Annotated in this window: 19 protein-coding genes and 1 pseudogene; 10 read left to right on the top strand and 10 right to left on the bottom strand. The window is 72.1% G+C overall.

Going from position 1 to position 22371, the window contains the following annotated elements:
* Positions 1 to 17: 17 nt before the first annotated feature.
* Together FH608_RS12455 and FH608_RS12450 are read left to right on the top strand one after the other, a co-directional pair.
* Complete coding sequence (locus FH608_RS12455; protein WP_139630614.1) at positions 18 to 1511, top strand: TldD/PmbA family protein; 1494 nt, start codon at positions 18 to 20, stop codon at positions 1509 to 1511.
* Positions 1512 to 1570: 59 nt separating this feature from the next.
* A complete protein-coding gene (locus FH608_RS12450; protein ID WP_139630966.1) occupies positions 1571 to 2926 on the top strand; it encodes a metallopeptidase TldD-related protein in 1356 nt (451 codons plus the stop codon).
* Between the two features lie 674 nt (positions 2927 to 3600).
* On the opposite strand, the gene FH608_RS12445 is transcribed toward FH608_RS12450, so the two are convergent.
* Complete coding sequence (locus tag FH608_RS12445) at positions 3601 to 3813, bottom strand: dodecin (RefSeq protein WP_139630612.1); 213 nt, start codon at positions 3811 to 3813, stop codon at positions 3601 to 3603.
* A 100-nt stretch (positions 3814 to 3913) separates the two neighbouring features.
* Here FH608_RS12445 and FH608_RS12440 point away from each other — a divergent pair, with 100 nt between their 5' ends.
* Positions 3914 to 4228 carry a DUF3099 domain-containing protein gene (locus FH608_RS12440; protein ID WP_139630611.1) on the top strand — a complete coding sequence of 105 codons (315 nt, stop codon included), beginning with the start codon at positions 3914 to 3916 and terminating at the stop codon, positions 4226 to 4228.
* A 302-nt stretch (positions 4229 to 4530) separates the two neighbouring features.
* Here FH608_RS12440 and FH608_RS54340 read toward each other — a convergent pair whose 3' ends face one another.
* The 4 genes and pseudogenes from FH608_RS54340 to FH608_RS12425 form a co-directional block, all read right to left on the bottom strand.
* Entirely contained in the window at positions 4531 to 4788 is a 258-nt protein-coding gene (locus FH608_RS54340) for a DUF6457 domain-containing protein (RefSeq protein ID WP_226899498.1), read from the bottom strand.
* Positions 4789 to 5295: 507 nt separating this feature from the next.
* A pseudogene (mobA, locus tag FH608_RS54335) lies at positions 5296 to 5637 on the bottom strand (molybdenum cofactor guanylyltransferase); the annotation flags it as partial.
* 171 nt (positions 5638 to 5808) lie between these two features.
* Positions 5809 to 6798: a GTP 3',8-cyclase MoaA gene (gene moaA, locus FH608_RS12430; RefSeq protein ID WP_139630610.1), complete on the bottom strand. Its 990-nt coding sequence runs from the start codon at positions 6796 to 6798 to the stop codon at positions 5809 to 5811.
* A gap of 98 nt (positions 6799 to 6896) precedes the next feature.
* Positions 6897 to 7298, bottom strand: a complete 402-nt coding sequence (locus tag FH608_RS12425; protein WP_226899380.1) for a winged helix-turn-helix transcriptional regulator — start codon at positions 7296 to 7298, stop codon at positions 6897 to 6899.
* Positions 7299 to 7402: 104 nt separating this feature from the next.
* Here FH608_RS12425 and FH608_RS12420 point away from each other — a divergent pair, with 104 nt between their 5' ends.
* The gene (locus FH608_RS12420; RefSeq protein WP_193318373.1) at positions 7403 to 8062 is read left to right on the top strand and encodes an NAD(P)-dependent oxidoreductase; all 660 of its coding nucleotides are present in this window, start codon (positions 7403 to 7405) and stop codon (positions 8060 to 8062) included.
* Positions 8063 to 8133: 71 nt separating this feature from the next.
* Here the strand turns inward: FH608_RS12420 and FH608_RS12415 are convergent, their stop codons facing one another.
* From FH608_RS12415 to FH608_RS12405, 3 genes are all read right to left on the bottom strand, one after another.
* A complete protein-coding gene (locus FH608_RS12415) occupies positions 8134 to 8628 on the bottom strand; it encodes a hypothetical protein (protein WP_139630609.1) in 495 nt (164 codons plus the stop codon).
* Positions 8629 to 8775: 147 nt separating this feature from the next.
* Entirely contained in the window at positions 8776 to 9702 is a 927-nt protein-coding gene (locus tag FH608_RS12410) for a hypothetical protein (RefSeq protein ID WP_139630608.1), read from the bottom strand.
* 92 nt (positions 9703 to 9794) lie between these two features.
* Positions 9795 to 11639 (bottom strand): AMP-dependent synthetase/ligase, encoded by a 1845-nt coding sequence (locus FH608_RS12405; RefSeq protein WP_139630607.1) that lies wholly within the window; start codon positions 11637 to 11639, stop codon positions 9795 to 9797.
* Between the two features lie 127 nt (positions 11640 to 11766).
* Between FH608_RS12405 and FH608_RS12400 the strand changes: the two genes are divergently transcribed.
* Both FH608_RS12400 and FH608_RS12395 read left to right on the top strand, forming a co-directional pair.
* Positions 11767 to 13230 (top strand): peptide MFS transporter, encoded by a 1464-nt coding sequence (locus tag FH608_RS12400; RefSeq protein WP_139630606.1) that lies wholly within the window; start codon positions 11767 to 11769, stop codon positions 13228 to 13230.
* Positions 13231 to 13241: 11 nt separating this feature from the next.
* A complete protein-coding gene (locus FH608_RS12395; RefSeq protein ID WP_139630605.1) occupies positions 13242 to 13850 on the top strand; it encodes a trimeric intracellular cation channel family protein in 609 nt (202 codons plus the stop codon).
* 70 nt (positions 13851 to 13920) lie between these two features.
* Here the strand turns inward: FH608_RS12395 and yczR are convergent, their stop codons facing one another.
* Complete coding sequence (gene yczR / locus FH608_RS12390) at positions 13921 to 15351, bottom strand: MocR-like transcription factor YczR (protein ID WP_139630604.1); 1431 nt, start codon at positions 15349 to 15351, stop codon at positions 13921 to 13923.
* Between the two features lie 63 nt (positions 15352 to 15414).
* Between yczR and yczE the strand changes: the two genes are divergently transcribed.
* A complete protein-coding gene (gene yczE, locus FH608_RS12385; RefSeq protein ID WP_139630603.1) occupies positions 15415 to 16017 on the top strand; it encodes a membrane protein YczE in 603 nt (200 codons plus the stop codon).
* Positions 16018 to 16066: 49 nt separating this feature from the next.
* On the top strand, positions 16067 to 17821 hold the full coding sequence (locus FH608_RS12380) for a glycoside hydrolase family 15 protein (RefSeq protein ID WP_139630602.1): 1755 nt from the start codon (positions 16067 to 16069) through the stop codon (positions 17819 to 17821).
* A gap of 15 nt (positions 17822 to 17836) precedes the next feature.
* Here the strand turns inward: FH608_RS12380 and FH608_RS12375 are convergent, their stop codons facing one another.
* Complete coding sequence (locus tag FH608_RS12375; protein WP_139630601.1) at positions 17837 to 18814, bottom strand: lytic transglycosylase domain-containing protein; 978 nt, start codon at positions 18812 to 18814, stop codon at positions 17837 to 17839.
* 186 nt (positions 18815 to 19000) lie between these two features.
* Here FH608_RS12375 and FH608_RS53785 point away from each other — a divergent pair, with 186 nt between their 5' ends.
* A complete protein-coding gene (locus FH608_RS53785) occupies positions 19001 to 21274 on the top strand; it encodes a WD40 repeat domain-containing serine/threonine protein kinase (protein ID WP_139630600.1) in 2274 nt (757 codons plus the stop codon).
* A gap of 416 nt (positions 21275 to 21690) precedes the next feature.
* Entirely contained in the window at positions 21691 to 22368 is a 678-nt protein-coding gene (locus tag FH608_RS12365; RefSeq protein ID WP_139630599.1) for a hypothetical protein, read from the top strand.
* Positions 22369 to 22371 lie beyond the last annotated feature (3 nt).

The following is a 22371-nucleotide window of genomic DNA, read 5'->3' as shown; positions in this document are numbered from 1 at the left end:
GGGTTAGGATCGTGGACATGCGCCAGATCGATCCCGACTTCCTGGACCTGCCGCTACGGCAGCTAGCGGACGCCGCCCTGCAGCGCGCTCGCGACCTCGGCGCCGAGCACGCCGACTTCCGGCTCGAACGCGTCAGGGCCGAGACACTCAGTCTGTACGACGCCAGGCTCGAAGGCGCCATGGACGCCGACGACCTGGGCTACGCCGTGCGCGTCGTCAAGGGCGGCACGTGGGGGTTCGCCGCGGGCATCCACCTGACGCCGCAGGCCGCCGCCACGGTGGCCGAGCAGGCGGTGCGGGTGGCGGAGGTGAGCGCCCCGATCAACAGGGAGCCCATCGAGCTGGCCCCCGAGCCGGTCCACTCCGAGGTCGTGTGGGTGTCGTCGTACGACGTCGACCCGTTCGACGTGCCCTCGGCCGACAAGGTGACCCTGCTGGCCGACTGGTCGGCCGGGCTGCTGAAGGGCGCCGACCACGTGTCGGCGCGGCTGCTGCAGGTCAAGGAGCAGAAGTTCTACGCCGACACGGCCGGCACGGTGACGACGCAGCAGCGGGTGCGGGTGCATCCCGCGCTCAACGCGATGAAGGCGCACGAGAGCGGCTTCGACGACATGTCGACGCTCGCCCCGCCGGTCGGGCGCGGCTACGAATACCTGACGGGCACGGGCTGGGACTGGCAGGCCGAGCTGGCCGCCCTGCCGGAGCTGCTGGCGGAGAAGCTGGCGGCGCCCTCGGTGGAGGCGGGCGACTACGACCTCGTCGTCGACCCGTCCAACCTGTGGCTGACGATCCACGAGTCGATCGGCCACGCCACCGAGCTGGACCGGGCGCTCGGCTACGAGGCCGCGTACGCCGGCACCAGCTTCGCCACCTTCGACCAGCTCGGCGAGCTGGTCTACGGCTCGCCGGTGATGAACGTGACCGGTGACAGGACGGTCACGCACGGGCTGTCCACGATCGGCTACGACGACGAGGGCGTGCAGGGGCAGAGCTTCGACATCGTCAAGGACGGCGTCCTGGTGGGCTACCAGCTCGACCGGCGGATGGCGCTGCTGAAGGGGCTGGGGCGCTCCAACGGGTGCGCGTTCGCCGACTCGCCCGGCCACATGCCGATCCAGCGCATGGCGAACGTGTCGCTGGCGCCCGCGCCGGGCGGCCCGTCCACCGACGAGCTGATCGCGGGGGTGGAGCGGGGCATCTACATCGTCGGCGACAAGAGCTGGTCGATCGACATGCAACGCTACAATTTCCAGTTCACGGGGCAGCGGGCGTACAAGATCTCTCACGGGCGGCTGGCCGGTCAGCTGCGCGACTTCGCCTACCAGGCGACCACGACGGACTTCTGGCAGTCGATGGAGGCGGTGGGCGGGCCTGAGACGTACGTGCTCGGCGGCGCCTTCAACTGCGGCAAGGGCCAGCCGGGGCAGGTCGCCCCGGTCAGCCACGGCTGCCCCTCGGCGCTGTTCAGGGGTGTGCGGATCCTCAACACCGTTCAGGAGGGCGGCAAGTGAGCGAGCGCGGCGAGCGGACCGGCAGGCACGGAACGGCGGTCCAGGCCACTCCTCAGGAAATGGTCGAGAAGGCCCTGGAGCTCTCGGCGAACGACGGCTGCGTGGTGCTCGTGGACGAGGAGTCCACGGCCAACCTGCGTTTCGCGGGCAACACGCTCACCACCAACGGCGTGGCGCGGTCCGCGCGGCTGACCGTGATCTCGATCGCGGGCGAGGGCGTCGGGGTGGTGTCGCGCTCCGCCGTACGCGATGAGCAGCTCGCGGACGTGGTGGCGGCCGCCGACGCCGCCGCGCGGGACGCCCGGCCCGCCGAGGACGCCCGGCCGCTCGTGGAGGGCGTGCCGGAGTCGCCGCACTGGGGCGACGCCGTCGAGCCGACCGACATCGGGGTGTTCGAGAGGTTCGCGCCGGCGCTCGGCGACGCGTTCGCGGCGGCCGAGGCGGGCGGCAGGAAGCTGTACGGGTTCGCCGAGCACTCGCTGACCTCGACGTTCCTCGGCACGTCGGCGGGCCTGCGGCTGCGCCACGACCAGCCGTCCGGGCGGCTGGAGCTCAACGCCAAGTCGGCCGACCTGAAGCGCTCGGCGTGGACCGGCGTGTCGACCCGCGACTTCGCCGACGTCGACGTCGCGGCGCTCGACTCCTCGCTGGCGCGGCGGCTGGAGTGGGCCAAGACCAGGGTCGACCTGCCGGCGGGGCGCTACGAGACGCTGCTGCCCCCGAGCGCGGTGGCCGACCTGATGATCTACCTGTACTGGTCGTCGGGGGCGCGGGACGCGCTCGACGGGCGCTCGGTCTTCTCGAAGCCGGGCGGGGGCACGCGCGTGGGCGAGCGGCTGGCGACACTGCCGGTCACCCTGTCGAGCGACCCGGGCGCGGCGGGCGTCGCGTGCGCGCCGTTCGTCATCGCACACGCCTCCGGCAGGCAGAGCTCCGTCTTCGACAACGGACTGCCGCTGGGGCCGACCGACTGGATCAAGGACGGCACCCTGGACGCGCTGCTGCAGACCCGCTACTCGGCGCAGCTCAGCGGGCTGACGGTGACGCCCGGGATCGACAACCTCATCATGTCGGGGCCCGCCGGCGGCGGCTCGCTCGACGACATGATCGCCTCGACGCGGCGCGGCCTGCTCGTCACGTGCCTGTGGTACATCCGCGAGGTCGACCCGCAGACGCTGCTCGTGACCGGGCTGACGCGTGACGGGGTGTACCTCGTGGAGCACGGGGAGGTCGTGGGGGAGGTCAACAACTTCCGGTTCAACGAGAGCCCGGTGGACCTGCTCGGGCGGGTGACGGAGGTGGGGGCCGGGGAGCGCACGCTGCCGCGGGAGTGGAGCGACTACTTCCAGCGGACCGCCATGCCGGCGGTGCGCGTGCCGGACTTCAACATGTCCACGGTCAGCCAGGCCAGCTGACCCTGCCGTGCCGGGCCCTTTCGCGGCCCGGCACGGCTCTATCGCGGCTCCGCGCCCTTTTCGCGGCCCGGCGCCCCCATCGCGGGCCCGGCGCTCGCTTCAGGGCCCAGCGGCTCTATCGCGGCTGGACGGCCTCTTCGCGGCTTTACGACCCCTTCGTGGCCCGGCGGCCCGTTCGCGGCTCGGCGCGCCTCACGCCCGTGATGCCGTGTGCGGCCCAGGCGTGGGGGCGGGCCCTTCGCGGAGGGCTGGCGGCCCGCTACGCCGCCGGAACGGGCCGCCATAGAGACTCCGGGGTCCCCCAGCGCGCTACAGCGCCGTACGGCTGCTGAGCCGCCGTCCGGGGCCCTCCGGCCGTACGGCGCCGCCGATGGCCTGCCTCGGCCGACCGCCCCGCGCCTGCCAAGCACCCTGCGCCTGCCGACCGCCCTCTTCTGCTGGCCACCTGCCTCTGCTGGCCGCCCCGCGTGTGCCGACCGCCCCGCGTGTACTGGCCGCCCTGTATGTGCCGGCTGCGCGCGTGAGCCGACCGCCCTGCCTGTGCCGGCCGCTGGGTCGGCGTCTGGCCGCTTTATGGACGCTCCTCCGCGCCCCCGCGACAGAGTACGGCCGGTCGGCGTCGCAAGGACGTCTCGGGAGCCGTCACGGGTGCCGTGCGGGCGCGAGGACAGGCGTCAGGCGTCCTCGAGGCGGAAGCCGACCTTCATGCCGACCTGGAAGTGCGCGACCTCCCCCGCCTCCAGATAGCCGCGGATCTGCGTCACCTCGAACCAGTCGAGGTGGCGCAGCGTCTGGGCGGCCCGGCTGATGCCGTTGCGAATGGCCTCATCGACGCTCTCCCCCGACGTGCCCACGATCTCGGTCACCCGGTACGTACGATCCGTCATCTCCACATCCTCCCTGCTCGAAGGCCATGGTCGCACGGTCGCCCGTCCCGGCGCCGGGCCCCTGTCGCCAGCGACCGGCACTGGGGCTACCGTGGAAATTATGAAGGGGTGGCGTAAGAGACAAGTGGTCCACCAGGTCACGGACGCCGAGCCGTCGCTGACGTCCGACATCCACCGGCGCGAGATCAGCTACCTCATCAAGATGGGCATCCGCACGCTCTGCCTGATCTTGGCCGTCGTGGTGCCGGTGCCGTGGCCGTACCGGCTGCTCTTCATCGCGGGCGCCGTGTTTTTGCCATACATAGCGGTAATCGGGGCCAATGAGAGGGGCAAGGGCTCCCCTCCCCCTACCTTTCAGTCGCCCGAAGCTAACCAAACCGAGATACCGCTGCATCGACGCGAGATCGGGTCGTGACTAAGTCTTGACGCATCCCATGGGTTGTAGGTGTACGCTTTAGCCAAGCGCTCCGGTCCCCCGTCGGAGTGCTGGTGCCGGCGTTCCGGGCCCCCGTCGGAACGCCGATGACGCGACGCCGGGTGGTTTGCCCCCGTAACCACCCGGCGTCGCCCCTTTTCTGACGAGCCTATTGATCTAGCCTGGCGCGGAGCAGTCCGATAGGACCGCTTTCCCGAAATCGTTTACACTCCCTCCCGCCTCGTTATTCACAGGAAATCTTCAGGCGGGGGGGAGCTTGACTTCAAGAGTTCGTTCGAGTGTCAGCTGTCCGTCAGCGTCTCGGACGTGGCCTGTCCCCAGTTCTTCGCCAGTGTGATCAGTTTTTCGACCGCGTCGTCGGACGCGGTGCCCGCGCCCTGGGCCAGGCCGAGCAGGTACGCCGTCAGGGGCGCGGCCGGGCGGGCCACGCCGTGGGCCACCTCCTTGGTGAGGTCGAGGATCTTGTCGCGGTCCACGCGGGCCGGGTCGATGCCCAGCTCCTCGCAGGCCAGGGCGGTCCATTCGTTGAGTACGTGCATACGAGCCTCCTCCAGATCGTCCATTGTGTCGCAGTCGAACCAGGGCCGGCCGGGCAGCGACAGCCGCACGGCGACCAGCGGGCCCAGCAGGCCCTTGAGCGAGCGGCCCGCGTAGGCGGCGAGGGCCTCCTTGAGCGGGCCCGTCGGCCAGGCTCCGGCCAGCCACTGCTCCCGCCCGCCGTCGTCAACCATCACCACCCCACCGGTCGCCCCAGAAGTCCCAGACACTTCACCTATCCCAGGCGTCCCAGTGGCGAGGGCCGGCTCGGAAGTCCGAGCGCCGCCGGGAGGGCTATGTGGCTCGGTATCTGGTGTCCTGGCGCCAGGGGCTGACCTGGGTGGCCCGGTGCGGGTCTGCTCCGGCGTCCCGGCGCCGCGGGGAGGCGCGGATGCCCCGGTGCGGATCTGCTCCGGCGTTCCGGCGCCACGAGCCGACCTGGACGGGCCGGTGCGGGTCTCCTCCGGTATCCCGACGCCACGGGCCGACGCGGATGGGACGGTCCGGGGTGCCTGGTCCGGTGTTCCGGATGCGGCGGCCAGCAGGGCCTTCACGTGGCCGGGCATCATGAAGGGCAGGTCGCCGGCGAGCAGCACCACCCACGGTGCGGTGACCTGCTCCAGCCCGGCCGTCAGGGCCGGGACGGGGCCGCCGCCCGGCGGGTCCTCCCGGACGAACACCACTCCGGGGATCTCCCGCTCCGGGCCCACCACGACGGTCGTCCGGGCGCCCGCGACGGCGGCCACCACGTGCTCGACCAGGGACCTGCCGCCCACGGTCAGGCCGGGCTTGTCGGCCCCGCCCAGCCGCCGCGCCCGCCCCCCGGCGAGGATCACCGCGTCGAACGCCATCTCGGCCTTGCCCACCGCGCCCGACGCCGCCTCCGCTACGCTCGCGGCGCCCGACGCCGCCTCGGCCGCGCCCATCGCGCCAGCGTCATGCGACGGCTCGGCCAGGCTCGTCGCGTCATCGTCTCCGCCGTCACCGGCGCCTTCCGCGAGGTCCATCTCGCGCACGTGCCGCTACCCGCCGATGGCGGACATCGGGCGGGACGGCTGGAGGAAGGACGGGTCGTCGATGCCGTGCCCGGCGCGCTTGCGCGCCACGGCGGCCTTCCAGCGCTCCGCCAGCTCCTCGTCGGACGCCCCGTCGCGCATGGCCGTCTTGAGGTCGGACTCCTCCGTCGCGAACAGGCAGTTGCGCACCTGCCCGTCGGCGGTGAGCCGGACGCGGTCGCAGGAGCCGCAGAACGGCCGCGTCACCGACCCGATCACGCCCACCCGGGCCGGGCCGCCGTCGACGAGGAAGCGCTCGGCCGGGGCGCTGCCGCGCGCCTTCGGGTCGTCGGGCGTGAGGTCGAACGCCGTCGACAGCCGCTCCAGGATCTCGTCGGCCGTGACCATGCCCTCGCGGGTCCAGCCGTGCTGGGCGTCGAGCGGCATCTGCTCGATGAAGCGCAGCTCGTAGCCCTGGTCGAGGCACCACCGCAGCAGCGGCACGGCCTCGTGGTCGTTGAAGCCCCGCATGAGGACGGCGTTGACCTTGACGGGCCGCAGGCCGGCCTCGGCGGCGGCGGCGAGCCCGGCGACGACGTCGGCGTGCCTGTCGCGGTGGGCCAGCCGCTTGAACGTGTCGGGGTCGAGCGTGTCGAGCGAGACGTTGACCCGGTCGAGCCCGGCCTCGGCCAGCGCTCCGGCGAGCCGTGCCAGCCCGATGCCGTTGGTGGTCAGCGAGACCTGCGGTTTGGGGCGCAGGGCGGTGGTGCGGGCCACGATGTCGGCCAGCTCACGCCTGATGAGCGGCTCGCCGCCGGTGTAGCGGACCTCGGTGATGCCCAGGCGTTCGACGCCGATGGTCACGAGGCGGACGATCTCGTCGGCGGTGAGGAGCTGGGCGTTGGGCAGCCAGTCGAGGCCCTCGGGTGGCATGCAATAGGTGCAGCGCAGGTTGCACTTGTCCGTCAGTGACACCCGCAGATCTGTCGCCACCCGTCCGAACGAGTCTCGCAACATGGGGCGTCACCTCCTGTTCGCTCGGCCAGAGGGCCAGACTACGATGCCGGTCCGACAGCGCTCAAAACCGCCCTCATCGCACGACAACACGTCGCTGCCTAGATCGATTCCACGCCGGAACGTCCCGGAATCCCCGATGTGCTCTCGTACCAGGAGTCTCTGGCCCGCATCAGCTCGGCCAGGTGCCGCCTGGACCACTCGCAGCCTGCGTTCATGGGCTCGATGAGGCTGCGGCCGAGCTCGGTCAGCCGGTAGTCGACCCGCGGCGGGATCTCGTCGTACGCGGTGCGGGTGAGCAGCCCGTCGCGCTCCATGGAGCGCAGCGACTCGGTGAGCACCTTCGGGGTGATGCCGCGGAGGGTCGCCTGGAGCTCGGTGAAGCGGCGCGGGGCGGACTCCAGGCAGCGGATGATCTTCGCGGTCCACTTGTCGCCCACGCGGATCGGCGCGGCGACCGGCGGGCATCCGAGGAACATGTCCGGATCGAGCGGCTCGGCCATCCCGACATCCTAGGTAACTTTCGTTGCGGAAAGCGATGCCTCGCCCCTTACGGTCGGCGCGAGCGGCCGGACAGCCCGGCCGGGCCGAGAGGGTGTGAGCGGACGTGAGCAGGATCGTGGTGTACGGCGCCGGCGGCCGGGCCGGGAGGCGCGTGGTCGCGGAGGCGGCCGGCCGGGGGCACGAGGTGACGGCCGTGGTGCGCGATCCGGCGAGACATCCGGCGCCGGCCGGTGCGCCGGGGGTGCGGGTGGTCGCCGGGGACGTCACGGACCTCGGCGACGTGGCGCGGACGGCGGCGGGGCACGACGCGGCCGTCCAGGCGGCGGCGCGGATGGACGTGCCGTCGGAGGAGTTCTACCGGGCCGCGGCCGAGGCGCTGGCCGGCGGGCTGGCGCGGGCGGGGGTGACGCGACTGGTGGCGGTGGGGATCGGGAGCCTGCTGGAGGTCTCGCCCGGGGTCCGGCTCGTGGACACGCCGGACTTCCCCGCCGAGGCCCGCGCGTTCTCGCTGGGGCACGCGGCGGAGCTGGCGGTGTTCGAGAAGTCGGGGCTGGACTGGGTGGTGCTCGCGCCGCCGCCCGTCTTCCTCGACGAGGAGGCCGCGCGGACCGGCCGTTACCGGATCGGCGGCGGGCGGGTGCCGGACCTGGAGCCGGCGCTGTCGTTCGCCGACCTGGCGGTGGCGGTGGTGGACGAGGTGGAGCGGCCCGCCCATCACCGGGTCCAGGTCGCCGTCTCGGCGGTGAGCGACGACCCGCGGTGAAGCCGGGTGAAGACGTCGGACGCCCGGCCGCTCGCGCGGCCGGGCGTCCGACGGGCATCTGCCTGGCGGGGTCAGTGGCGGTGGTGGCCGACGACCCGCACCCAGTCCTTGTTCTCCGCGGGAGAGAGCCAGCGGGCGCCCTCGAAGACGGCGCGGAACGTGCCGGACGTACGGGCGGGCACCCTCGTCGAGAAGTAGCCCTTGCCGGAGGTCCTGATCGTGTCCACGTGCTCCCAGCGGCCGCTGCCGTCGGGCTGGAACAGGATCACGATCCGCTTCCAGGCCAGACGGTGCCAGCGCTCCTTGCCCTTGCAGTAGTCGGCGTGGTGCACGGAGACGAAACCACTGATGTAGTCCTCGTCACACTGCACCGACAGCTTGCCCTCGAGGGTGATGGGCCGGCCACGCCGTGCGGGCTCCGGGTTCGCGTCGAACTGCATGGTGGTGTAGCCCCTGAGGTCCGGGTCGAGGCCCGGGTCCGCGAGCGCCGGCGAGGCGGCGGTGGCCACCATCGTCGCACCCAGGGCGGCAGCCGCCAGGCCGGCGGCGAGGCGTCGCATCTTCAAATCGAATGTCCTTCCCCGTCTTGAAATGACGGCCCCGAGTCGGGGCACGTCAACGCCAATGACGGGTAAGGCTATGGAAAAGTTGCGGTAAAGCCGATCACGATTCGGCAACGACGGTTTAAGGCCACACCAAGTGACATATTTCGGCTATTGCGTAATTTGTTGCGGCTTGGAGGTGTCTGATGCGTAGTGTCCTGTTCCTGGATAACGGACCCGCCAGAGGCCGCCCGTACGGCCCGTGACCGTGGTCATGAAGGTCCCCGAGGCGTCGGTCGTCGTCCTTCCCACCTCGGTCCACCGGGAGGACTCGTCGGGACGCCAGAGGATCTCCAGCGGCTGCCTGGCGAACGGCCCGTAGTCGCCGTAGCCGCGCGGGTCCACCCGCCGCAGCTGGCCGCGCAGGCGTACCGCACCGGAGTTCCGGCCCCGCTCCGCGCGCACCGACGAGAGCTTGGTGTCGCGCCTGAACTGGAACGACGCGTATTCGGTGATCTTCGCGCCGCCGGTCCCCCTGGCGGTGGCGGTGATGGTCCAGGTGCCGGCCGGGTAGTAGCGGGTCAGCTGCTTGTCGGGCAGGAAGCGCCAGGTCTCCCAGCCGTCGCCCATGCGGGCCGTCGACAGCGGTTTCGCGGCGGTCCACACCGGGCGCGGGGCGGGCGCCGCCGCCGGGGCGGGCTGCCCGGTCCCGTCGGGTCCCGCGGGATGCGTGTCCGCGAAGGGCGCGGGCGCCACGGGCCTGGCCTCCACGCCGTCGGCCGGTGGGGTCTCGCCGGCGGGCGAGGGCTCGGGCGGCCCGTCGGGATCCGCGCTCGGGCCGGTCTCCGGGGACGGTTGCTTGTCGGCCAGTACGGGCCCCGGCGGCTTGCCGGGCTCGACCTTGACGGTGACGCCGTTCCTGTCTCGCGCCCCTCTGGCGATCACGTCGATCACCAGCCGGACGGAGTCGTGCGGACCCACGACGGGCTCCGCCGGACGCACCGTGATGGAGCTGATGGCGAGCTCGGTCTCGGGCGGGGGCGCGGGCACCGTGAGCACCCCCGCCGCGAGCGGGACGAGAAGAAGGCTTCTAGTCATGATCAAGACGGTAGGAACCGCCCGGTCATGGCCAAACCCTCGACACACGCCATGAATGGCAAAATCCGCTGCGAGCGGACCCGCCGGAGGCGCTATCGGGGCGGACCGGTGTAGAGGCCCTCGATGACGTCGGCGTACTTGGCGTGGATGACCCGCCTCTTGAGCTTCAGGCTCGGGGTGAGCTCCTCGGTCTCGGCGGTCCACTCGGTGCCGAGCAGCGCCCACCGCTTGACCTGCTGCACCCTGGCCAGCTTGGCGTTGGCGGCCTCGACGGCGGCCGCCACCTCCTTGAGCACCTCCGGATGCTCGGCCAGCTCGGCGAGCGAGGCGAAGCCGATGCCGCGCGCCCGCGCCCAGCCCGGCGCCACTTCCCCGTCCAGGGTGAGCACGGCGACCGGGTGCGGCCGGTCGTCGCCGTAGGCGAGGGCCTGGCCGATGAGGGCGTGCTGCTTGAGGTGGTTCTCGATCTCGGCCGGGGAGATGTTCTCGCCGCCCGAGGTGATGATGAGCTCCTTCTTGCGGTCGATCACCCGGCAGAAGCCGTCCTCGTCGAGGGTGCCGATGTCGCCGGTGTGCAGCCAGCCGTCGGCGTCGATGAGCTCGGCGGTGGCCTCGGGGCGGTTGAGGTAGCCGCGGGTGTTGAGGGGGCTGCGGGTGAGGATCTCGCCGTCCTCGGCGATGCGGACCTCGACGCCGGGCTCGGCCCTGCCGACCGTGCCGAGGCGGTAGCAGGTGGGGCCGTTGCCGGTGAACGCGCCGGTCGTCTCGGTCATGCCGTACACGTCGATGACCTTGAGGCCGAGGCCGGCGTAGAAGTGCTGCACCTCGGCGGCCAGGGGCGCGGCGCCGGTGGCGGTCCACTCGGCGCGGTCCAAGCCGATCATGCCGCGGATGAGCGCGAGCAGGGAGGAGTCGGCGCGGTCGTACGCGGCCTGGATCTCGGGGGTGACCGTGCGGCCGTACTGGCCCGCCTCCACGTACGCGGCGCCGGCCTCCATGGCCTGGCGCACGGCCGCCTGCTGCTCGGCCGGCTGGCCGGCCAGCGCGGCGAGCAGCCGGGCCATGATCTTCTCCCAGACGCGGGGGACGCCGAAGAACATCACGGGCCGCACCTGCCCCAGCACCGTGCCGAGGGCGGCCAGGTCGGTGCAGAAGTGCACGTGGGACGCCTTCACGAGGGGGATGTACATGCTGAGGACCCGCTCGGCGATGTGGGCGTAGGTGAGGTAGGAGACCTGGTCGCCGAGCTCGGGCAGACGTGCGACGCGGTCGCTGCCGGCGACCTCGAAGAAGACGTTGGTGTGGGTGAGGGGCACGCCCTTGGGTGCGCCGGTGGTGCCGGAGGTGTAGAGGACGGTCACCGTGTCGCCGGGGCGCACGGCGCTCGCGCGGGCCTCGACCTGGCCCGGGTCGTCGGCCAGGCGGGCGCGGCCGAGCTCCAGGAAGTCCTCCCAGGCCATGAACCGCTCGCCGGCGGGCGCCCCCTCCAGCATGATGATCGTGCGTAAGCCGTCGAGCCGGTCGAGCACGGGCTGCCAGCGGGCCAGCTCGGCGGGGCCGCCCAGCACCGCGAGGCGGGCGCCGACGTCCCCGGCGACGAACGCGATCTGGTCGGGGGCGAACGTCGAGTAGATCGTGCAGCCGACGCCGCCCGCGTGCACCGCGCCGAGGTCGGCGAGCACGTGCTCGCTGCGGTTGACCATCATCAGCGCGACCGCCTCGCCCGGCTCCAGCCCCAGCGCGGCGAACCCGGCGGCGATCTCCAGGACCCTGCGGCGCGCCTGGGCGTAGGTCAGCGTGGCCCAGCCGTCCCCGTCGGGGTCGGAGTAGGCGGGCGCATCCGGATGGCGCTCGGCAGTGCGCCTGAGCTGCTCGCAGACGGTACGGCCGGCGATCTCCCGCTCGATCTCGGCCCGGACGTCGAGGACTTGGTCCATGGCACCCGCCTTCAGTCAGTGTTCACTTACGCGATCGCACCACATCAGCAGGAAGGGGGCAAGAGCAGTGGGAAGGACCTGCGACGATCACGTAAAGTAATCGTGCTAATTCGTACAAGGGGGACGAATGAGGGACAAAACGTTCTTCGGGCATCCATGGGCCCTGGCCACGCTGTTCTCCACCGAGATGTGGGAGAGGTTCAGCTGGTACGGGTTGCGGGCGATCCTCGCCACGTTCATGGCGGCGTCGCCGGCCCAGCAGGGCCTCGGCCTGTCGGACGAGACCTCACAGGCCGTCGTGGGCGTCTACGGCGCGCTGATCTACCTGGTGGCGCTGCCCGGCGGGTGGATCGCGGACCGCGTGCTGGGGGCGCGCAGGTCGGTGTTCTGGGGCGGGTTCCTCATCCTGCTCGGGCACGTCAGCATGGCCGTGCCCGTGCCGTCGCCGGCCTTCGTGTGGCTCGGGCTGCTGCTCATCATCAGCGGCACCGGCCTGCTGAAACCGAACATCTCGGTCATGGTCGGCAGGCTCTATCCCAAGGGGGACGACGGGCGCAGGGACTCCGGCTTCTCCCTCTTCTACATGAGCATCAACCTGGGGGCCTTCTTCGCGCCCATCGTGGTCGGCTGGCTGGCCGCCGGCGGGCGCTGGCACCTGGGGTTCGGCGCCGCCGCCATCGGGATGGCGATCGGCCTGACCCAGTACGTACGGGGCAGCCGCCGCCTGCGGGGGCTCGGCGACCCGCCCGCCCGCGTGGAGCACCACGGGCTCGGCCGCCGGCTGGCGCTCGGGGCCGCCGCCACGGCGGTCGCGCTGGGCGGCTGGGCGGCGAGCGGCACGCTCACGATCGACCGGCTCACGATGGCGATCACCGTGGTCATCCTGCTCGTGACCGTGGGCTACTTCTGTTACATCATGCTCGGCAGCCACGACCTCACCGACGACGAGCGCGTGCGGATGAAGGCCTACATCTGGCTGTTCGCGGCCGCCTCCATCTTCTGGATGATCTACGATCTGGCGCCCAGCAAGCTGCTGTTCTTCGCCAGGGACCACACCGACCTCTCCCTCTTCGGCATCGGCATCACGCCCGCGACGACGCAGGCGTTCAACCCGCTCTTCATCATGATCTTCGTGCCGGTGTTCGCGGCGCTGTGGGTGAAGCTCGGCACGCGGGTGAGCACGCCGCAGAAGTTCGCGTTCGCCCTGGTCACCGTGGGGTTGAGCTTCGTGGTCATGGCGGTCGCCGCCGCGCTGGCCGGCTCCGGCCGGGTGTCGGTGTGGTGGCTGGTGCTGGTCTACCTGGTCCAGGTCTTCGGCGAGCTGTCGCTGAGCCCGGTCGGGCTGTCGGTGACGACGAAGCTGGCGCCCGAGGCGTTCAAGGGGCAACTGCTGGGCGTCTGGTACATCTCGTTCGCGGTGGGCGACTCGATCGGCGGCCAGACGGGGCGGCTCGGCCGGGTGCTGTCCGAACCGGCGTACTACCTCGTGCTCGCCTCGATGGCGGTCGTGGCGGGCCTGGCGCTGTTCATGTTCACCCGCCAGCTGCGCGTGATGATGTCCGAGCACCAGCCTGAGCCCGCATTGCGGTAGATCATTGCACTATGACGGAAATACTCGACCTCGTCGGCATCTTCGTCTTCGCGCTGACCGGCGCGCTCATGGGGGTGCGCAAGCGGCTCGACGTGGTCGGGATGGCGGTGCTGGCGGAGATGACCGCCCTGGGCGGCGGCGTCGTGCGCGACCTCATCCTCAACGTCCGGCCCGCCGCCTTCCAGAGCCTCGGCTACGTGCTGGTCCCCCTGGCCGCCACGGTGATCGTCTTCTTCTGGCACCCGCACGTGGCCCGCGTCATGCCGGTCCTGCTGGTGCTGGACGCGGCGGGGCTCGGCCTGTTCAGCGCGGTGGGGACGCAGAAGGCCCTGGAGTACGGCCTCAGCCCGCTGCACGCCGCCCTGCTGGGGGTGGTGACGGGCGTGGGCGGCGGCATGCTGCGCGACGTGCTGGCCGGGGAGATCCCGACCCTGCTCTACGACCGGCAGCTCTACGCCGTGCCGGCCCTGCTCGGGTCGGGGGTGATGGCGGGGCTGTCGACCGGCGGGCTGCACGGCTGGCCGGCCACGCTGGCGGCGGCGCTGCTGGTGTTCTGGCTGCGGGTCGCGGCCATGCGCCGCAAGTGGCGCGCTCCCCTGGCCAAGGGCGCCGAGGAGTGACGACGGCCGCCCTTGCCATCAAGCCGCCGCTCGGGCCGTCGCGCTGCAGCTCAGCCCGTCGGGCTGCCGCTCAGACCATCGGGATGAGCGACTCGGACGGGCGCCGGGCGCCGGTCGGCCCGTGGTCGCGGGCGGCGCGGATGCGGGCGACCACGTCCGCCATCACCGGCGGCGGCTGCGTGTAGGGCAGGCGCAGGTGGCTCTCCAGGGTGCCCTCCAGCCCGAACCAGGGGCCGGGCGCGAGGCGTACGCCGTGGTGGGCCGCCGCCTCCGCCAGCGGCGTGGCGCCGGGGCCGTCCAGGCGGACCCACAGCGTGCCCCCGCCGCGCGGCACGGTGAACGTCCACTCCGGCAGGTGCTCGCCCAGCGCGGCCACGAGCGCGTCGCGCGAGGCGCGCAGCGTGCGGCGGCGCTCGGCCCGCGTCTCCTCCATCCGGTCGAACAGCCGCGCCACCACGAGCTGCTCCAGCACCGGGCTGGCGATGTCCACGGCGGCGCGCGCCGTCGCCAGCCGGCGCGCCAGCGCGGCCGTCGCCCGCACCCAGCCGATGCGCAGCCCGCCCCACCACAGCTTGGAGGCGGAGCCGATGCTGATCACGCGGCTGTCGGTGTCGAACGCCGCCATCGGCGACGTCCGCGGCACCTCGTCCAGCGCCAGCTCCGACCAGGTCTCGTCCACCAGCAGGATCGTGCCGGCCCGCCGGGCCTCGCCCACGACGGCGGCGCGGGTGGCGTCCTCCATGAGGGCCCCGGTCGGGTTCTGGAAGTCCGGCATGAGGTACGCCAGCCGCGCCCCCGGCCGGCGCATCGCCCCGGTGACGAGGTCCTCCTGCCAGCCCCCGTGCGAGACGCCGACGGGCACGAGGCGGGCGCCGCGCTGCCTGGCCGCGTCGATGGCGTGCGGGTACGTCGGCGACTCCACGAGCACCGGGTCGCCCGCGCCGACGAGCAGGCCGAGCACGAGCTGGATCGCGTGCTGGGAGCCGGTCGTGACGAGGATCTGCTCCGGCCTGGTGGCCACGCCCCTCTCGGTGTAGCGGGCGGCGACGCGCTCGCGCAGGACCGGCAGGCCCATCGGGTCGTAGCCGTTGCCCATGCCGTACCTGGGCAGGTCCTCCACCGCCTCCCGCACCGCCTCGTCCAGGGCCGAGGGCGCGGGCGGGGCGGCGCACTGGATCTGCAGGAGGCCGTCGCCGTCGGTGCCGAGCCACGGGTTGTCGGCCGTGGTCGCCGGGTCGGGCAGGGCGGTCCAGCTGCCCGAACCCTGGCGGCTGTCCAGGTAGCCGCGCTCGCGCAGCAGGTCGTAGGCGGCCGTCACCGTGGTGCGGCTGACCCGCAGCGTCTCGGCCAGGTGGCGTTCCGCGGGCATGCGGACGCGTACCGGGATCTGGCCGTCCATGATGAGGGCGCGCAGGCCGTCGGCGAGCGCGCGGTAGTACGGGCGCGCCGCCGGGCCGACCTGGACGAGCCGCGCCACCTGGGTCGCCGACATGTGCCTCATAAGGCCACTTTTCGTGATTGGCCCTGTTTTGGCAAGTCGGGATGATGCCACTCTGGGGCCATCATGAGCGAAACGACCGCCTCCAGGATCAGTTCCCTGCCCGCCCGCCTCCTCAGGCTCTACGGCGGGCTCGCGCTGTACGGCACCGGCATCGCCCTCCAGGTGGAGTCCGGGCTGGGCAACGACCCGTGGGACGTCTTCCACCAGGGCCTCGCCGTACGGATCGGGCTGTCCATCGGGACGGTCATCATCGGGATCGGCGCGCTGGTGATGCTGCTGTGGATCCCGCTGAAGCAGCGGCCCGGCATCGGGACCATCAGCAACGTGCTGTTCCTCGGCCTGTTCGCGGACGCCGCGATCTTCGTGCTGCCCACCCCGTCGCACCTCGCCCTCCAGACCCTGTACCTGGCGCTGGGCGTGCCCGCCATCGCCCTGGCCACCGTGCTCTACATCGGCGCGGGGATGGGGCCGGGGCCGCGTGACGGCATCATGACCGGGCTGGTGCGGCTCGGCCTGTCGGTACGGCTCGGCCGCTTCCTCATCGAGGTCACCGTGCTGGCGGCCGGATGGCTGCTGGGCGGGACCGTGGGCGTGGGGACGCTCGTGTTCGCGCTGGCCATCGGGCCGTTGACGCAGCTTTTCACCCGCTGGTTCCCGTTGAAGTGACGTTTACCTGACCATGACGCGGCCCTCAGGACCCGAGTAGCGTCAAGGCATGCGGATCGAGGATTACGCCCTGATCGGAGACATGCAGTCCGGGGCACTGGTGGCCAGAGACGGATCGATCGACTGGTTGTGCCTGCCCAGGTTCGACTCCCCGTCGTGCTTCGCGGCGCTGCTCGGGAGCGAGCGCAACGGGCACTGGTGGATCGGGCCCACGGGCCGGCCGCCGGCCACCCGGCGTCGCTACCGGCCCGACACGCTCATCCTGGAGAGCGAGTGGGACACCCCGACGGGCACGGTCCGCGTGATCGACTTCATGCCGCCCCGCGACCGCAACCCCGACGTCGTGCGGATCGTGGAGGGCGTCTCCGGCAGCGTGGAGATGTCCGCCCAGCTCAGGGTGCGCTTCGACTACGGCAGGATCGTGCCGTGGGTGCGCCGCGACAACGGGCACCTGCAGGCCATCGGCGGCCCCGACTCGGTGTGGCTGCACTGCCCCGTGCAGCTCAAGGGCGGCGACTACGCGCACCGGGCCACGTTCACCGTCAAGGAGGGCGAGCGGCTGCCGTTCGTCTTCACCTGGCACCCGTCGCACGAGCCGATGCCGCCGCTGATCGACTCCGAGACCCAGCTGCGCGAGACCGAGGCCATGTGGCAGGAGTGGGTGTCCCGGTGCACCTACGAGGGCCCGTACCGCGACGCGGTGGTGCGGTCGCTGATCACGCTGAAGGGCCTCACCTACTCCCCCACCGGCGGCATCGTCGCCGCGCTCACCACGTCCCTGCCCGAGGACCTGGGCGGCGTGCGCAACTGGGACTACCGCTTCTGCTGGCTGCGCGACGCGACCATGACGCTCGACGCGCTGATCAGCTCCGGCTACCTCGGGGAGGCCGCCGACTGGCGCGCGTGGCTGCTGCGCGCCATCGCGGGCCGGCCGCAGGACCTGCAGATCATGTACGGCGTCGCCGGCGAGCGGCGGCTGCCCGAGCTGCTGCTGGACTGGCTCGACGGCTACGAGGACTCCCGGCCCGTGCGCATCGGCAACGAGGCGGTCAAGCAGCTGCAGCTCGACGTGTACGGCGAGGTGATGAACTGCCTGTACGAATCGCGCACCCGCGGCCTGTCCGCCGACGAGCGGGCGTGGACCATCCAGCGGCAGCTGCTCGACTACGTCGAGGACCACTGGGACGAGCCCGACGAGGGGCTGTGGGAGGTGCGCGGGCCGCGCCGGCACTTCGTCCACTCCAAGGTGATGTGCTGGGTGGCGCTGGACCGCGGGGTCAAGTACGTGGAGCGGTTCGGCCGCGTCGGGCCGGTCGACAAGTGGCGCACGCTGCGCGACGTCGTCCACGCCGAGATCTGCGAGCAGGGCTTCGACGAGCGGCGCAACACCTTCACCCAGTCGTACGGGTCGTCGGAGCTGGACGCCTCGCTGCTGATGATGCCGATGGTCGGGTTCCTGCCCGCCGACGACCCCCGCATGCTGGGGACCGTCGCGGCCATCGAGAAGGAGCTCATGTCCGACGGGTTCGTGCTGCGTTACCCCATAGCCGCCGACAACGACGTCGACGGGCTGCCCGGCGGCGAGGGCGCGTTCCTGGCGTGCAGCTTCTGGCTGGTGGAGGTGATGGCGATGCAGGGCCGCAAGGAGGAGGCCAAGGACCTGTTCGAGCGGCTGCTGGGGCTGCGCAACGACGTGGGGCTGCTGGCGGAGGAGTTCGACCCGCGCTACGCGCGGCTCGTCGGCAACTTCCCGCAGGCGTTCAGCCACGTGCCGCTGATCAACGCCGCCCGCGCCCTCTCATAGAGGTGGCGGAGGTCGTCACGGGCCGGTGAGCCGGCGCTCGCCGGCCGTGGTGATGACGTACACCTGCCAGTTGTAGTAGGCGTAGTAGTTGCGCGGGTCGCGCTTGATCTGGCGGGCGTGCGCCAGGATCGCGTCGACGTACGCCCGGGACGGGTTGTACGCGTGCAGCGCCCGCCGGTAGTCGCGCGGGGCGCCCGAGGCGCGCAGGTAGTTGGCGGCGGCCATCACGGCGTCGCGCGGGTCCTGGATGTCGCCGCCCATGCCGTACGCCTTCCAGGTGTCGGGCATGAACTGCATGGGCCCCTGGGCGCCGGCGTGGCTGTCGGAGCGCACCCGGCCGAACTTGGTCTCCGCGAACATGACCGACGCCAGCACCTCCCACTCCACCCCGAAGCGGCGCTCGGCCTTCTTGAAGTAGCCGAGCAGCTCGGCGGCGGGCCGCGGGTCGCGGACCTTGAAGACGGCCGACGGCTTGATCGGGCGGGCGAGCGAGAGCAGCTCGCGGATGGCGGCCGTGTTGTCCTTCGCCTCGGCGGCCAGGGCGGCGGGCAGGCGGGCGAAGGCGCGGGAGGCGAGCTTGGGGTGGCGGGCGGCGTAGCGGTAGACGCGCTGCTCGTGCAGGGCCAGGAGCTCGACGTCGCGGGGCGGCCTGCCCGTCTTGGGCCAGGCGTCGATGGCGGCGTCGAGCGCGGTGGTGGTCCGCTCGAGGGCGGCGGCCAGCCCGGCGGCGTCCTTGGGGATCGGCTCGTCGGGCGCCGGGAGCGCCTTGCCGGGCTGCTGGACGGCGCCCGGCGTGGCCGTCCCGGCCGGGGCCTCGGCCTGGCTCTCCGCCGGACTCCGGGTCGGGGTTCGCGCCTGGCCCTGGGCCGGGACGTCCAGGGGCCGGCGGTCCGCGCCCGACGCCGTGGCGGGGTCGCCGCAGGCTGCGGCGCCGAGCAGGGCCGCCAGCGCCGCCGCGGCCAGGGCTCGGTGGTGCCGGTGACGTTGCTCCATGGAGGGCCAACCTACCCGGTACGGCCGCCCGCCCCGCGCGCATCCGACCGCGTGTCACGCCATCCGTCGCGCGTCACGAGGCGTCCGTCGCGTGTCGCGAGGCGTGCCCGTCCGCGCGAAACTGTTGTGACCCGGGCGTACGGCCTTATCGTGTGATCGCCCGATATAACACGAGAAAGGAGCGGGATGGCTGACATGCGCCCGCTCCGGCCGGACGACCCCGAGCGGATCGGCTCCTACCGGCTCGTCGGCGTGCTCGGCTCCGGCGGGCAGGGCGTGGTGTACCGGGGCGTCGGCGACGACGGGCGCCAGGTCGCCGTCAAGGTGCTGCACGGCCACCTCGTCCACGACGACGACCTCAGCAGGCGGTTCCTGCGGGAGGCGGAGACGGCGCGGCGGGTGGCCCCCTTCTGCACGGCCGCGGTGCTGGATGCCGGGCTGGCCGGGGACCGGCCGTACATCGTGAGCGAATACGTGCCGGGCGACACGCTGCAGGCGCTGGTCCGGGCGTCGGGGCCACGCTCGGGCGGGGCGCTGGACCGGCTGGCGATCTCCACGCTGACCGCTCTGGCGGCCATCCACGAGGCCGGGATCGTGCACCGGGACTTCAAGCCGGCCAACGTGCTGATGGGACCCGACGGGCCGGTCGTCATCGACTTCGGGATCGCCAAGGCGCTCGACGCCACGACCATGACCTCGGCCCCGGTGGGGACGCCGGCGTACATGTCGCCCGAGCAGTTCAGGGGCGAGCGGGTGGGGCCCGCCTCGGACGTGTTCGGCTGGGCGGGGACGATGGTGTTCGCCGCCACCGGGCGCGCGGCCTTCGCGGGGGACACGGTGGCGGCAGTGGTGAACGGCGTGCTGAGCGGCGCTCCCGACCTGTCGGGGGTGCCGCCGCACCTGCTGGACGTCATCGAGGCGTGCCTGTCCAAGGACCCCGCCGACCGCCCGCTCCCGGCCGACCTGCTACGCCGCCTCATCCGCCGGTCGGGACCCGGCGCGCCCCCTCTCCCCGGCCCCGATCCCGGCGCAACCCCGGGTTCCGACCTCCGCTCCGGTTTCGGCCCAAGCCCAGGTTTCGGCACGGGTCCCGGATCCGGCCCAGGCCGTGGTTCCGGTCCAGGCCATGGTTCCGGCGCGGTTCCTGGTCTCGGAACGGGTCCCGGTTCCGACGCGGGTCCTAGCTCCGGCGCGGGTCCCGGTTCGGGAACGGGTGCTGGTTCGGGTTCCTCGACCGTGCCGGACACCCCGGTCCGGCGGCGGGCGGTGATCGGCGGGGCCGTGGCAGCGGCGGCCGCTCTCGGGGTGTCCGCCTTCACCGTCCTTCGCGCGAGGGGCGACCTCGCCGACCCGAGCACCCGCCGTACGGACCGGCCGGCCGTCCAGAGCCCCTCACCAGGCGGCACCGCTACGAGCCCCTCCCCCGGCGGCACCTCTGCCGGTCCCTCGCCCGGCACCGCGTCGCCGGACCCGACCGCGCCCGCCGAGCCGTTCGGGACGCGGCTCGCCCGGTCGGCGCCGCTGCCCCGCGCGGTCGGCACGCCCACCACGCTGGCCGTCACAGGGGCCACCGTCGCGTGCGGGACGGCCAAGGGCGCGGTGTACGCGTGGGACCTGAGCTCGGCGGCCGAACAGCTCGGGGACGGCGGGGACTCGGTGACCTGGCTGGCCGCCGGCGACGTGGGCGGCACGCGGGCGGTCGCGTCCGGGCACCGGGACGGCGGGATGCGGCTGTGGAGCACGGCGGGAGAGAGCCTCGCCTCGCACAAGGCCGGCGACCCGGTCATCGCCGTCACCATCACGAGCACCGGGACCGCGGTGGGGGTGTCGCAGAAGTACGACCTCGTCAGGGACCTCCACAGCGTCGTACGGCTGTGGGACATCGCCACCGGCGAGCGGATCGGCAAGGCGATCGACGACCACCTTCAGGACGTCAGGGGGCCGGCGTTCGGCAGGCTGGGCGCGGACGACGTGCTCGTGACGGGAGACGGCGGGAACCGGGTCCGGGTGTGGCGCCTGTCCGACGGGCGCCTGATCCACTCGTTCCGCACCGGCGAGGTCGGCGGGATCGAGTTGATGTCCTGCGGCGAGATCGACGGCGACCCCGTCATCGTCTCGACCCACCTGGACGCGACGCTGCGCGTGTACGACCCGCTGAGCGGCAAGCGCCGGAAGAAGTGGAGGTACAGCGACCAGAGCCCGGGCGACCGGGGCGCGACGTCGCTCGTCACCGGGCGGCTGGGCGACGTGCCCTTCGCCGCCGTCGCCCATGCACCCTGGAACGGCGTCCCCGTGGTCCGCGTCTGGGACCTGCGCGACGGCGAGATCCTGGGCGTGCTCGGCGGGGGCGACGACGGGGTGATCAGCACGCTGGCGCTGGCCGAGCAGGCAGGCCGCCCGGTGCTCGTGGGCGCGGGCAAGGCTCGCAGGATCGACGTGTGGAGCCTCGGGCCGGCGTGAGCGGGTTACGGTGATCCGGAAACCACGGTTTCGGGCCCAGAATGCGAACCCGCGCGGGAGCGCTCCCAACTCCTGAAAATGCCTCTTAGCTGCGGATACTCACATCGCGTGAAATTTCATCCAACAGGATGCCTCGCCCAGCCGTCGCGGACGGGCTGCGGCAGGGGTCTTGACATCCCAGGCAGAGCCGATCGCACCAGTCCGTCACTAAAACGTTCCAGGACCGAAAAAGCGTCCACTTATCACCTTTCACCTGGTCTTTTGCCTCTTCCCTACGACTAGTCAAAGGGCCAGACAATTCCGGTAGGTCCGATATTTGATATTCAGATCACCAGGCCTGCGGCGAATGTCATACTGCGTTTGGGAGCGCTCCCGCGAGCACGTTCCCTCATGACGCCTCACGACGAGGATCGGCAGTGAACCATCCCGACCCCCTGCTCGACGCCCGGCGCCCCTGGGCCGCGCACATCTGGTGGATCGCCCTGGCCGCCGGGGCGGCCGGCTTCGCCTTCGTCTGGCTGGCCACCCCGCACGCCCGCGAGATCGACGCCGCCTGGCAGCTCGTGGCCAAGCTGCTCGCGTTCGCCTTCCTGTGCTGCGCGATCGCTTTCTTCCCGTGGGTGTCGCCACGCCTGAACTGGCTGCTGTACGTCCCGTTCGTCTTCCTGACCGGCTACCTGATCCCGAGGATCAGCTGGTTCTACTACGGGGACGGCGCCCGTGCGCACGGCGACGCCTTCTACACCCACCTGTACCTGCTGCTGTACCCGGGGATCGTGCTCACGGCCGCCGCCGCGTACCGGATCGGAGGCGGCTCGCCCGGCCGCTGCCTGAAACTCATGGTCACGGGGGTGCTGATCGTGTTCTCGGGCTTCCTCGACGTGATGTGGCAGGTGGTCAACCCGGTCGCGATCCCCGACCGCATCGACGCCCCGCACATCAACCTGTTCACGGGCGGGCCGATCCCGTTCGGAGCGGCGATCTGGTTCACGCTGGCCCACGTCCCCGTCATCGTGGGGATCAACCTGCTTCCCCTGGACCGCTGGATCGCGCGCCTGACGCGGGCCGGCGCGGACGCCGCCGGGAGGAGGTGACCC

This window comes from Nonomuraea phyllanthi (assembly GCF_006334985.2).
Taxonomy (GTDB): Bacteria; Actinomycetota; Actinomycetes; order Streptosporangiales; family Streptosporangiaceae; genus Nonomuraea; species Nonomuraea phyllanthi.
Note: the sequence above shows the minus strand (reverse complement) of the source record. Positions and strands in the feature narration are given on the sequence as shown.